Genomic DNA, 12190 nt, shown 5'->3' on the forward strand with positions numbered 1-12190 from the left:
GGACGGGAAGCGGCGTGACGGCCTCCGGGCGCACTGCCGGAAGTGCGTGGCGGAGCACGGCGCCGCGCACTCCCGGCAGCACCGGGAGGCCCTGGGCGAGCCGGTGCGGGAGAAGGCGGACGTCCCGTCCGGGCACCAGCCCTGCCGGACAGGCGGCGGGATCAAACCGCACGGTGGACGGCACCGCGACGCCGGCGCCTCCCGCGGGCTGTCCACGCGGTGCGGGGCGTGCCGGGCGGCGCAGGGCCGAAAGCTCCCTCCCGAGTGCCGGTACGGCCTCACCGAAGCCGGGCGTGACGCGCGGGTCGCCGCTTGGGGCGGCGTCCGGCGCCCCTGTCTCCCGGCTCCGCCCACTCATGTGGATCACTGTCACGAGACGGGTAGGGTCCGTGGCGTACTTTGCTTCAGCTGCACCGCCGCACTGGGGCAGTTCAAGGATCGGCCCGACGTCATAAGGCGGGCTGCCGCATACGTGGAAGGAAACTCGTGGAAGCCAACTCTCGTGGCGCCGGGCGTCTACCAGCTGCCTTCCTGACGCCTGGATCCTCTTCGTTCATGGACTTCCTCGCCGAGCACCAGCCGGAGCTCCTGCCGGGCAACCGGCAGCTGCCGCCGGTCAAGGGCACGATCGAGGCGCCGCACGGCACGACGATCGTGGCCGTGACGTTCCCGGGCGGCGTGGTCCTGGCCGGCGACCGGCGGGCGACGATGGGCAACGTCATCGCCCAGCGGGACATCGAGAAGGTGTTCCCGGCCGACGAGTACTCCGCGGTCGGCATCGCCGGCACGGCCGGCATCGCCGTGGAGATGGTCAAGCTGTTCCAGCTGGAGCTGGAGCACTTCGAGAAGGTGGAGGGCGCCCAGCTCTCCCTGGAGGGCAAGGCCAACCGCCTGTCCACGATGATCCGCTCCAACCTCGGCATGGCCATGCAGGGCCTGGCCGTGGTGCCCCTCTTCGCCGGATACGACCTGGACCAGGGCCGGGGCCGCATCTTCTCCTACGACGTCACCGGCGGCCGCTCCGAGGAGCACGGCTACGCGGCCACGGGGTCCGGCTCCCTCTTCGCCCGCGGCTCGATGAAGAAGCTCTACCGCGAGGACCTGACCGAGCAGGACGCCACCACCCTGGTGGTGCAGGCCCTCTACGACGCCGCGGACGAGGACTCCGCGACCGGCGGACCGGACGTCGCCCGCCGGATCTATCCGATCGTCACCGTGATCACCGAGGACGGCTTCCGTCGGCTCACCGAGGACGAGGCCTCCACGATCGCCCGCTCCGTGCTGGAGCGGCGCCTGGAGCAGCCCGACGGCCCGCGGGCCGCACTGCTCTGACCGGTGGGCTTCGTCTCGTGTTGCGGATGACCCACGGAATGCTTCGGACTCGACGAGTAGAAAGCGACGGATAACCGGTGTCGACGCCGTTCTATGTCTCACCCCAGCAGGCCATGGCCGACCGGGCCGAGTACGCCCGCAAGGGCATCGCCCGCGGTCGCAGCCTGGTCGTGCTGCAGTACGCCGACGGCATCGTGTTCGTCGGCGAGAACCCGTCCCGCGCGCTGCACAAGTTCAGCGAGATCTACGACCGGATCGGCTTCGCCGCCGCCGGCAAGTACAACGAGTACGAGAACCTCCGCATCGGCGGCGTCCGCTACGCCGACCTGCGCGGCTACACCTACGACCGGGGCGACGTCACCGCCCGGGGCCTGGCCAACGTCTACGCCCAGACGCTGGGCACGATCTTCTCCAGCGTCGGCGAGAAGCCGTACGAGGTGGAGCTGGTCGTCGCCGAGGTGGGCGACACCCCCGAGCAGGACCAGATCTACCGCCTCCCGCACGACGGCTCCATCGTCGACGAGCACGGCTCGGTCGCGGTCGGCGGCAACGCCGAGCAGATCAGCAGCTACCTCGACCAGCGCCACCGCGACGGCATGAGCCTGGCCGAGGCCCTCCAGCTGGCCGTCCAGGCCCTCTCCCGCGACACCAACGGCACCCAGCGGGAGATCCCCGCCGAGCGCCTCGAGGTCGCCGTCCTGGACCGCACCCGCCCCCAGAAGCGCAAGTTCAAGCGCATCACCGGCGCCCAGCTCTCCCGTCTCCTGGAGGCCGGCAGCACGGCCAGCGAGGCGGAGAGCGCGAAGGACACCGACGGCACGTGACCCGGCGGGTCGCTCCCGCGCCGTCACCCGACGTGCCCCGGCCGAGCAGCGCACGGCCGGGGCACGGGCATGAGCAGGGGCACGGGCATGAGCGGGAAGGCCCTCACGGCCGCCCTGGCGGCGCCGTGGAGCCCCGCACCACCAGTTCCACCGGAATGTCCCCGCCCTCGGGCGTACGGCCCTCCAGGACCGCCAGCAGCGCGCGCATGCCCCGCTCCCCGAACAGCTCCGCGTCCAGCCGTACGGTCGTCAGCTCCGGGTCGATGGCGGTGGCCAGGGCCAGGTCGTCGACGCCGGTGACGGAGACGTCGTCCGGCACGCGCAGTCCCAGGCGCCGCAGGGCCTTGTACGCGCCGGCGGCGAGCTTGTCGTCGTCGCAGACCAGGGCGGTGGGGCGGGGCCCGGGGCCGGCGAGGGCGGCCTCCACGGCCGCGCGGGCGCCGTCGATGGAGATCGGTGCGCGCGCGGTGCGCACCTCGGTGCCGGCGAGCGCCCCCACGCGCGCGTGCAGTTCCCGCGCGCGCACCCGGAACGTCCAGGACGGCACGTCCGCCGCCAGGTGCAGGAAGCGCCGGTGCCCGAGCCCCAGCAGGTGCTCGGCGACCTGCCGTACGCCGTCGGCGATGTCCAGGTTGACCGTGGCGTTGACCGTGGCCGCGCCCAGGCTGCCCGCCGGGTCGCTGTCCAGCATCACCAGCGGCAGCTGGTCGCCGCGGATGGCGGACAGCGCGTCCGCGGCCATCGAGGAGGCGATCACGCCGTCCAGCGCCGCCTGCGCGGACGCGAAGGGGTCCCTGGCGGGTCCGACGCCCTCGGGGGAGGGGTACAGCACCACGCCGAAGCCGTGCTCGGCGGCGAGGCGGGCCGCGCCCGTGTACACGCCCGCGAAGAACTCGGTCGTCAGCGCCGGCACCACCAGCAGGACGGTCCGGGTGCGGCCCAGCCGCAGGTGCCGCGCCGCCAGGTTGGGCCGGTAGTCCAGCTCCTTGGCCGCCCGGCGCACCCGCTCCGCGGTCGCCGCCGACACCCGGCCGTGCCACTTGTCCCCGAGCACCAGGGAGACCGCGGCCTGCGAGACGCCGGCGGCCCGGGCGACGTCCCGGCTCGTGGGGCGGGTGCTGCCTCGTGCCACCGTCCGCCCTCTCCTTCGTATGGACTGCCGAACAGCGCACATGGTACGTATGACGACAGACGTTATACGTAACACGCGAGGCGTGTTCCACACGGCGGGCGGAGGGCGGACATGGCCACGGGATACCTGGAGATCCTCAGGGCGCGGCACGCCGCCCGCCTGCTCGTGGGCACCCTGGTCGGCCGGCTGCCGAACGCCACGGCCGCCATCGCCCTGGTGCTGTTCGTGCGCGCCGAGGGCGGCACCTACAGCCTCGCCGGCGCCCTCGCGGCCGTCTACGGCGTGGCCAACGCCGTCGGCCAGCCGGTCCTCGGCCGCCTGGTGGACCTCTACGGCCAGCCGCGCGTGCAACTGCCCGCCGCACTGGCCTCCGCCCTGGCGACCACCGTGTTCGCCGTCGCCGGCACCGACCCGCTGCCGCCGGCCTGCGCGGCCGTGGCGGCGGCCGGCCTGCTCGCCCCGCCCCTGGAGGGCGGCCTGCGCGCCCTGTGGCCCTCCGTCCTGCGCCGGGAGGATCAGGTGCACACGGCCTACGCCATGGACGCCGTCGCGCAGGAGGTCATGTTCACCGCCGGCCCGCTGCTGGTCACCCTGTGCGCGTCCGCGTGGTCCGCCCGGGCCGCCCTGATCCTGCTGAACGCCGTCGGCGTCCTGGGGGCGCTGTCGGTGGTCCTCTCGCGGCCCTCGTGCGCCTGGCGCTCGGCGCCCCGCGAGGCCCACTGGCTGGGCGCCCTGCGCTCGCCCGGGCTGCTGGCCCTGCTCGGCGCCCTCCTGTTCGTCGGCATCGCGCTCGGCTCCATCACGGTCGCCGCCGTCCCCTACGCCGACGGCCACGGCGGCGAGACCGTCTACGGCTGGATCATGGCCGCCCTGGGCCTGGGCGCCCTGCTGGGCGGCACCCTCTACGGGGCGCGCCGCTGGACCGGCCCGCCCGAGCGGCGGCTGCGCGTCCTGGTGGCGCTGCTCGCGGCGGGTTATCTGCCGCTGATGCTGATGCCCGGCGCGGTCGCCATGGTGCTGCTCACCGTGGTCGCCGGGTTCTTCCTCGCCCCCGCCATCGCCTGCGCCTTCGTCCTCGTCGACCGGCACGCGCCGCGCGGCACCGTCACCGAGGCGTTCTCCTGGCTGGTGACCACGTTCACCGTGGGCGCGTCGGCCGGCACCGGCGTGGCCGGGCCCGTCGTCCAGTCGGGTGGCGCCCTCGCCGGTTTCGCCCTGCCGCCGGCCGCGGGAGCCGTGTCCCTGCTGGTCCTGCTGGCCGCGCGGCGCGTCCTGGCCGTGCCCGCCGGACGGGCGGTCGTCGCCGCCGCATCGGAAAATGATCCAAACCGTGCGGCCGAACCCCGTTTCAGCCCGCGGGATCGGGCGTAATGTTCCTTCATGGACCGCCGCATTTTCGGGCTGGAGAACGAGTACGGCGTCACGTGCACGTTCAGGGGACAGCGCCGCCTGTCACCTGACGAGGTGGCGCGGTACCTCTTCCGCCGTGTCGTGTCATGGGGCCGCAGCAGCAACGTGTTTCTGCGAAACGGCGCCCGGCTCTATCTCGACGTGGGATCGCATCCGGAATACGCCACGCCCGAATGTGACAACGTGACCGAACTGGTCACCCACGACAAGGCCGGCGAGCGCATCCTCGAAGGACTCCTGGTGGACGCGGAACGACGCCTGCACGAGGAGGGCATCGCGGGCGACGTCTACCTCTTCAAGAACAACACCGACTCGGCGGGCAACTCCTACGGCTGCCACGAGAACTACCTGGTGGCGCGGCACGGGGAGTTCTCCCGGCTCGCGGACATCCTCATCCCCTTCCTGGTCACCCGGCAGCTGCTGTGCGGCGCCGGCAAGGTGCTGCAGACCCCGCGCGGGGCGGTGTACTGCGTCAGCCAGCGCGCCGAGCACATCTGGGAGGGCGTCTCCTCGGCGACGACCCGCTCCCGGCCCATCATCAACACGCGCGACGAGCCGCACGCCGACGCCGAGCGCTACCGCCGGCTGCACGTCATCGTCGGCGACTCGAACATGTCCGAGACCACGATGCTGCTCAAGGTCGGCGCCACCGACCTGGTGCTGCGCATGATCGAGGCCGGCACCGTGATGCGCGACCTGACCCTGGAGAACCCCATCCGGGCCATCCGCGAGGTCAGCCACGACATCACCGGCCGCCGCAAGGTGCGCCTGGCCAGCGGCCGCGAGGCCTCCGCGCTGGAGGTGCAGCGCGAGTACTTCGAGAAGGCCGCGGACTTCTGCGACCGGCGCGGCATCCGCACCGGCACCGTCGCGCAGGTGCTGGAGCTGTGGGGCCGCTCCCTGGAGGCGATCGAGACCGAGGACCTCGACCGCATCGGCACCGAGATCGACTGGGTGATGAAGTACAAGCTCATCGAGCGGTACCGGGCCAAGCACAACATGACCATGTCGCACCCGCGGGTCGCCCAGATAGACCTCGCCTACCACGACATCCACCGCCGCCGCGGCCTGTACTACCTGCTGGAGAAGAAGGGCCAGGCCGCCCGGATCTGCAACGACCTGAAGATCTTCGAGGGCAAGTCGGTGCCCCCGCAGACCACCCGGGCCCGGCTGCGCGGCGACTTCATCCGGCGGGCGCAGGAGCAGCGCCGCGACTTCACCGTGGACTGGGTCCACCTGAAGCTCAACGACCAGGCGCAGCGCACCGTGTTGTGCAAGGACCCGTTCCGCTCCGTGGACGACCGGGTGGAGAAGCTGATCGCCGGAATGTGAACACCCCGACGTGACAGGTGCGTTCCGCGGAATGCCGGAACGCAACGGAACGCAACACGGGCGCCGTACGTTTCCCGTACGGCGCCCTTCTCACGCCGTAGAGTTGCGCGCACGCCGTCACGGCGAGATGACCGATTACGACCGATTACGAGGCCCCACCGTGCGCCGACGCTCCCTCCTCATCGCCGTTCCCGCCGCCGGGCTGGTCACGCTCGCCGGCTGCGGCGACGACTCGTCCGACTCCAGCAGCAAGGCCAGCGACAGCGCGTCGCCCTCCGCCTCGGCCACGTCCGCCGCGCCGCCGCCCCGGATCGTCTCCGGCCCGCTGCCCGCCGTCACCGCCGGCACGGAGTTCGACGAGAAGCCGACCGTCGCCAAGGGCACCGGCAAGCCCTCCGACCAGCTCGCCGTGAAGACCCTCATCGCCGGCAGCGGCAGGACGGTCGCGGAGAACGACTACATCCAGGCGAACTACCTGGGCCAGATCTGGGACACCGGCAAGGTCTTCGACAACTCCTACGACCGCAAGACCCCGCTGGTCATCCAGCTCGCCCAGGGCCGCATCATCGACGGCTGGCGCTACGGCCTGGCCGGGAAGAAGACCGGCAGCCGCGTCGAGCTCGCCGTCCCGCCCACCTGGGGCTACGGCCCGCAGGGCAGCGCGCAGGCGGGCATCAAGGGCACCGACACGCTGGTCTTCGTCATCGACCTGCAGAACACCTTCAACGCCAAGAGCTCCGCCGAGGGCAGGCCCGTTGCGCAGCACGACGCGGACCTGCCCACGATCGGCACCAACACCGACGGCCGGGCACCCGAGATCAAGATCCCGCCGGGGAAGGCCGCGCCCAAGAAGCTCGTGTCGCGGTACGTCATCGAGGGCGACGGCCCCGCGGTGGGCTCCGGCGACACCGTCCTCGTCCAGTACCAGGGCGTGCTGTGGGACACCGGCAAGCCGTTCGACTCCACCTACCGCCGCAAGGCGCTGCAGCCCTTCTCCCTCCAGCAGGTCGTCAAGGGCTGGGCCGAGGGCCTGACCGGCAAGAAGGTCGGCAGCCGCGTCCTCGTCGTCATCCCCCCCGACCAGGGCTACGGCGACAACCCGCCGAAGAACAGCCCCATCAAGAAGGACTCCACGATGGTGTTCTCGGTGGATGTCCTGGCCAAGATGTGAGCCGCGGGCGCGCGGCGGGCGGTCCGGCTCCCGAGGGGCACGGCGGCCGGGCGGGCGAGGGTGCGAGACTGTCCGGGTTGCCTTGTCGTACCACGAGCAGGAGCGAGAGACGTGAGCATCGAAAAGCCCGAGATCGACTTCCCGGGCGGCGAGCCCCCCGCGGACCTCGAGATCAAGGACATCTGGGAGGGCGACGGGCCGGAGGCCAAGGCGGGCAGCACCGTCTCCGTCCACTACGTGGGCGTGGCCTTCTCCACCGGTGAGGAGTTCGACGCGTCCTGGAACCGCGGCGCGCCGCTGCGCTTCCGGCTGGGTACCGGCCAGGTCATCCCCGGCTGGGACCGGGGCGTGCAGGGCATGCGGGTCGGCGGCCGCCGCCAGCTGATCATCCCCCCGCACCTCGCCTACGGCGACCGCGGCGCCGGCAGTGTGATCAAGCCGGGCGAGACGCTGATCTTCGTCTGCGACCTGGTCGCCGCCTGAGCCCTCCGGCTCCACGGCACCGCCGGTCGCGACCGGATGCGATCACCTGGGGTCCATGCCTGTGCGGGCATGGGCCCTCGGCTTTTGCCGGGGCGCATCGGAGCGGTACGGTCGTCGATCAGGAGCACCAGAGGAAGGCGAAGGGCGTCGATGGCCATTGCCAAGGCCGAGCGGTTGATGAACCTGGCGCTGTGCCTGCTGGGGACACGGCGGCCGCTCAGCAAGCGCGAGCTGCGCGAGTCGATTGAGGCCTACGTCGAAGTCTCGGGGCCGGGCAGGGGAGCGGCCACCGGGCCGGACGGCGGTGCTTCCCACGACGACTCCTTCAACCGGATGTTCGAGCGGGACAAGGAGGACCTGCGCGAGCTCGGCCTGGTCATCGAGACCGTCGAGGGCATCGACGGCGAGGTCGGCTACCTGGCCCGCCGCGACCGCAACCGCCTGCCGCCCATCACCCTCGACGCCGAGGAGGCTGCCGCCCTCGGTCTCGTGGCCAAGGTGTGGCAGCAGGCCCGCCTGGCCGGCGCCGCCAGCGGCGCCCTGCAGAAGCTGCGGGCCGCCGGGCTGCCCGAGGACGTCGACCCCTACGAGACGCACGGCGCCCTGGAGCCCCGCATCCCGGTGCACGAGGCCGCGTTCGAGCCGCTGATGCTCGCCTGCCGCGACCGCCGCCCGGTCGTCTTCGACTACCGCAAGGCCTCCGCCGCCCATCCCGAGACCCGGCATGTCGAGCCGTGGGCGCTGGAGTGCTGGCGCGGCCACTGGTACCTGGCCGGCTGGGACCGCGACCGCGGCGCCGAGCGCGTCTTCCGGCTGTCCCGGATCACCGGCAGGGTGCGCAGCCGCGGCGGCCGGTTCACCGCGCCGGTGCCCGACGTCGTCACCGTCCGCGAGACCGTGGCCCGCTGGGCTGGGGAGATCACCGACCGGACGGCGCGGATCCGGCTGCGCGCGGGCGCCGGGTACCCCCTTCGGGCGAAAGCCACGGCGGTGCGGGAACTCGGAGACGGCTGGGACGAGTTGGAGATTCCGTACGGGCACGGGCTGGACGCCTGGCTGGTGGAGTTCGGACCGGACGTGGTGGTCCTGGAGCCCGCCGAGCTGCGGGCCGACGTGGTGGACCGGCTGCGTGCCGTGGCCAAGGGCTGAGGGGGAGCGGACGACGACCGTGGCAGGCAAACCGGCCAGGACCGTGAACGCCATCGACCAGACCCGGCGCATGCTGTCCCTGGTGACGTACCTGAAGGAGCGCAACGGCGCCCGGATCGCCGATGTCGCGCGCGCCTTCGGCATCACCGAGGAGGAGCTCGTCGCCGACCTCGACGTGCTGCCCATGTGCGGCACCAGCTTCCGCGGCGGCGACCTGCTCGACATCGACACCGACGGCGAGCGCATCTGGTGGCACAACCCGGCCGCGCTCGGCGCGGAGACCGCCCAGCCGCTGCGGCTGGCCGCCGACGAGGCGACGGCCCTGCTGGTGGCGGCGCGCGCCGTGGCCACGCTGCCCGGCCTGCGCGAGAGCGACCGGCAGGCGCTGCTGCGGGCCACCGCCAAGGTGGAGGCGGCGGCCGGCGAGGCGGCCGGCGCCAGTTCCCGCCTGTCGGTGACCTTCGAGTCCGAGGGCGGCGTCTTCGCCGACGTCGACCGCGCGATCGCCGAGCGCCGCCGGCTGTGGATCCGCTACTACTCGCCGGCCCGCGACGAGGTCACCGAGCGCGAGATCGACCCCATCCGCCTGGTCAGCGTCGGGCACACCTACGTGGAGGCCTGGTGCCGCCGCTCCGAGGCGCGCCGCACCTTCCGCCTCGACCGGGTCGCCGAGATCCGCGTCCTCGACGAGCCGTCCGAGCCGCCGGAGATCGAACTGCGCGACCTGTCGCAGGCGCTGGTGCAGCCTTCCGCGGAGGACCCGGAGGTCGTCGTCGAGGTCGGGCCGGGCGGCCGCTGGGTCGCCGAGTACTACCCGCACGACAGCGCCGATGAGCTTCCCGACGGCGGGCTGCGTATTACCCTGCGCACCCCCGACCCGGCGTCGCTGCGGCGCCTGGCGCTGCGGCTCGGCCGCGACGGCCGGATCGTCTCGCCGCCCGAGCTGGCTGAGAGCGCCCGCCGGGCCGCGCGCGAGGCGCTGGCCGCCTACGACGGCGTGGAGGCGGAGTACGACGGCCTCGACGCCGCGGACGCGGGCGGGGCGGCCCGGCGGGCCGCGTCCCCCGCTCACGGGGCGCACACAGTTCACGACGGGCTGTACGACAGGCAGGAGCAGGGACTTTGAGCGAGTCGGCGACGTCTGGTGTGCGGGGAATGTCGGTGGCCTCCGCGTTCGCCGGGATGAAAAACGTGGCTCCGGTGGTGTTCCGGGCGGGCTGCCCGGACTGCCGGGGACGGTTCGAGCTCACCGCGAGCGCACTGCGCCTCGCCATCGGCGCCACACGCCGCACCACCTTCTACTCCTTCACCTGCCCCGAGTGCGGCACCCTGGTCCGCAAGCCGGCGGGGGAGCGGATCGTGGAACTGCTGACCGGGGGCGGGGTGCGCACCCTGCGTCTGCACTCGACGCTCTAGCCTCCGACGCTCTGGCCTCGCGGGACACCGGCACCTGCGGGGTGGTCGGCTTCTTCGGCCGGCGGTCGGTTCCCACCCCGGCCGGGCGATGGCGCACCGGCCGGACGGTCTAGGCTCAGGGGCATGTTCTGGCCGATGTTCGCGGTGGCTGTGGGGTTCCTGGGACTCTCCGTCCTCGGGGTGCTGGCCGTCAGGGTGTTCGTGGAGGCGCAGCGCCTCGGCAGGCAGGTCGCGGACTCCGCGCGCCGTATCAACCGGGCGGCGGAGGACCTGGAGCGGGCGGCCGTCGGCGTGGCCCGCTCGGCCGACGCGCTGTGAGGGACCTGTGCGTCGCCCGGAGTTCTGCCGCGCGTCTTGATTTGAATGCGCTGTGGGCCCTTCGCCCTGTCACCCCGTTGTGCGGGGCGGGTACGCTGCTGATCGTGGTCCGGAAAACGAGGCCCGGGCCATGCCCCGACCACGGACGGGAGGACGCGCGGGGATTGCCTCGCGTTCACCCCCGAGCGTTACGATCGCTGCTGGTGCGGCCATCGGACACGTGTCCGAACGGTCGGACGGCACCCCACCCAGCCGCCTCGGTGAGAAGGTAAAGACTTATGTTCGGAAGGCTCGGAGCACCCGAGATCATTCTCATCCTCGTCGTCATCATTCTGCTGTTCGGCGCGAAGAAGCTTCCGGACATGGCGCGCTCGCTCGGCAAGTCCGCGCGCATCCTCAAGAGCGAGGCCAAGGCGATGAAGGAGGAGGGCAAGTCCTCCGACTCCGCCTCCGCCGCCCCGCCGGAGCCCCCGGCCCAGCGCACCATCCAGGCCGCCCCCGGCGACGTGTCCAGCTCCCGCCCGGTCAACGAACCGACGGACACCACGCAGCGCTGACGCACGGCTGACGCAGGGCCGGACCGATCCGGCCTGCCGCACGAGATGAGGACGTGGGTTGCTCAAGTCTGCCCGCAAGAAGGAGAAGGATCCCGAGGGACGGATGCCCCTGGTGGAGCACCTTCGTGAGCTGCGCAACCGGCTCGGGAAGTCCGTCCTGGCCATTGTGATCGGCGCGGTCGTCAGCGCGATCTACTACCAGGACATCATCAACTTCCTCACGGAGCCGATCCAGCACGCCGTGGGCTGCTCCAAACCGTTCACCGAGCTCGCCAAGCAGAGCAAGGGTGCCTGCGGCAACATCACGATGTCGGGTCTCATGGGCCCGTTCACGTTGATGATCAAGGTGTCCTTGACGGGCGGCGTGGTCCTCGCCAGCCCCGTCTGGCTCTACCAGCTCTGGGCCTTCGTGGCGCCCGGCCTGCACCGCCATGAGAAGAAGTACGCGCTGGCCTTCGTCGCGACCGGCTTCCCGCTGTTCATGGCGGGCGCCTGGTTCTCCTACCACGTGCTGCCCACGGCCGCGAACGTTCTGATCGACTTCACCCCGCAGGGCGCGGTCAACCTTCTGCCGCTGGACGACCTGCTCGACCTGGTCACCCGCATGGTGATCGTCTTCGGCCTGTCCTTCGAGCTGCCGCTGCTGCTGGTCATGCTCAACCTCACGGGTGTCCTCGGCGGCCGCCGCATGCTGAGCTGGTGGCGCGGCATGATCCTCGGCGTCACCGTCTTCGCCGCGTTCGCCACGCCGACCGTCGACCCGGTCTCGATGCTGTCGCTGGCCGCGCCCATCGTCCTGCTGTACTTCCTGGCCGTGGGCTTCGCCCTGCTCAACGACCGCCGCCGGGCCCACCGCGAGGCCCAGGAACCCAGCCCCGACGAGGCATCGGAGCTGGACCTCACCCCCGAGGACATCGGCGAGGTGGAGCCCGTCACCGCCGGCCGGGCCCTGCCGGAGCAGGCGGGCACCGAGCGCGTCAACGGCTACGACGACGTGACCTGAGCCACCGCCCGAGCCCCCTCCTCTGCGTCGCCGGTGCGTCCGACCTGCGGATTCACCGGCGAT

14 protein-coding genes are annotated in these 12190 nt (G+C 72.2%); 13 read left to right on the forward strand and 1 reads right to left on the reverse strand.

Annotated features, from left to right (window positions below; all coding sequences use genetic code 11):
• Nucleotides 1-103 precede the first annotated feature (103 nt).
• From IE225_RS16815 to prcA, 3 genes are all read left to right on the forward strand, one after another.
• The gene (locus IE225_RS16815; protein ID WP_308432512.1) at nucleotides 104-535 is read left to right on the forward strand and encodes an endonuclease domain-containing protein; all 432 of its coding nucleotides are present in this window, start codon (nucleotides 104-106) and stop codon (nucleotides 533-535) included.
• Nucleotides 487-1332 (forward strand): proteasome subunit beta, encoded by an 846-nt coding sequence (gene prcB, locus IE225_RS16820; RefSeq protein WP_190058342.1) that lies wholly within the window; start codon nucleotides 487-489, stop codon nucleotides 1330-1332. Before IE225_RS16815 ends, prcB begins: the two co-directional genes overlap by 49 nt.
• A 77-nt stretch (nucleotides 1333-1409) precedes the next feature.
• On the forward strand, nucleotides 1410-2156 hold the full coding sequence (gene prcA / locus IE225_RS16825) for a proteasome subunit alpha (protein WP_190058343.1): 747 nt from the start codon (nucleotides 1410-1412) through the stop codon (nucleotides 2154-2156).
• Between the two features lie 103 nt (nucleotides 2157-2259).
• Here the strand turns inward: prcA and IE225_RS16830 are convergent, their stop codons facing one another.
• The gene (locus IE225_RS16830; RefSeq protein ID WP_190058344.1) at nucleotides 2260-3288 is read right to left on the reverse strand and encodes a LacI family DNA-binding transcriptional regulator; all 1029 of its coding nucleotides are present in this window, start codon (nucleotides 3286-3288) and stop codon (nucleotides 2260-2262) included.
• Between the two features lie 111 nt (nucleotides 3289-3399).
• Here IE225_RS16830 and IE225_RS16835 point away from each other — a divergent pair, with 111 nt between their 5' ends.
• The 10 genes from IE225_RS16835 to tatC all read left to right on the forward strand — a co-directional run bounded on the left by IE225_RS16835 (nucleotide 3400) and on the right by tatC (nucleotide 12127).
• Nucleotides 3400-4659: an MFS transporter gene (locus IE225_RS16835; RefSeq protein WP_190058345.1), complete on the forward strand. Its 1260-nt coding sequence runs from the start codon at nucleotides 3400-3402 to the stop codon at nucleotides 4657-4659.
• A 9-nt stretch (nucleotides 4660-4668) separates the two neighbouring features.
• Complete coding sequence (gene pafA, locus IE225_RS16840; protein WP_190058346.1) at nucleotides 4669-6030, forward strand: Pup--protein ligase; 1362 nt, start codon at nucleotides 4669-4671, stop codon at nucleotides 6028-6030.
• 160 nt (nucleotides 6031-6190) lie between these two features.
• Entirely contained in the window at nucleotides 6191-7201 is a 1011-nt protein-coding gene (locus IE225_RS16845; RefSeq protein ID WP_190058414.1) for an FKBP-type peptidyl-prolyl cis-trans isomerase, read from the forward strand.
• Between the two features lie 111 nt (nucleotides 7202-7312).
• Nucleotides 7313-7684 (forward strand): FKBP-type peptidyl-prolyl cis-trans isomerase, encoded by a 372-nt coding sequence (locus IE225_RS16850; protein WP_190058347.1) that lies wholly within the window; start codon nucleotides 7313-7315, stop codon nucleotides 7682-7684.
• A gap of 150 nt (nucleotides 7685-7834) precedes the next feature.
• Entirely contained in the window at nucleotides 7835-8833 is a 999-nt protein-coding gene (locus tag IE225_RS16855) for a helix-turn-helix transcriptional regulator (RefSeq protein ID WP_190058348.1), read from the forward strand.
• Nucleotides 8834-8852: 19 nt separating this feature from the next.
• Nucleotides 8853-9959 carry a helix-turn-helix transcriptional regulator gene (locus IE225_RS16860; protein ID WP_190058349.1) on the forward strand — a complete coding sequence of 369 codons (1107 nt, stop codon included), beginning with the start codon at nucleotides 8853-8855 and terminating at the stop codon, nucleotides 9957-9959.
• A complete protein-coding gene (locus IE225_RS16865) occupies nucleotides 9956-10249 on the forward strand; it encodes a hypothetical protein (RefSeq protein ID WP_190058350.1) in 294 nt (97 codons plus the stop codon). Before IE225_RS16860 ends, IE225_RS16865 begins: the two co-directional genes overlap by 4 nt.
• A gap of 123 nt (nucleotides 10250-10372) precedes the next feature.
• A complete protein-coding gene (locus IE225_RS16870; protein ID WP_190058351.1) occupies nucleotides 10373-10567 on the forward strand; it encodes a hypothetical protein in 195 nt (64 codons plus the stop codon).
• A 278-nt stretch (nucleotides 10568-10845) separates the two neighbouring features.
• A complete protein-coding gene (tatA, locus tag IE225_RS16875; RefSeq protein ID WP_190058352.1) occupies nucleotides 10846-11124 on the forward strand; it encodes a Sec-independent protein translocase subunit TatA in 279 nt (92 codons plus the stop codon).
• A 58-nt stretch (nucleotides 11125-11182) separates the two neighbouring features.
• Nucleotides 11183-12127: a twin-arginine translocase subunit TatC gene (gene tatC / locus IE225_RS16880; protein ID WP_190058353.1), complete on the forward strand. Its 945-nt coding sequence runs from the start codon at nucleotides 11183-11185 to the stop codon at nucleotides 12125-12127.
• Nucleotides 12128-12190: the final 63 nt, after the last annotated feature.

The organism is Streptomyces echinoruber (assembly GCF_014651135.1).
GTDB classification, from domain to species: domain Bacteria; phylum Actinomycetota; class Actinomycetes; order Streptomycetales; family Streptomycetaceae; genus Streptomyces; species Streptomyces echinoruber.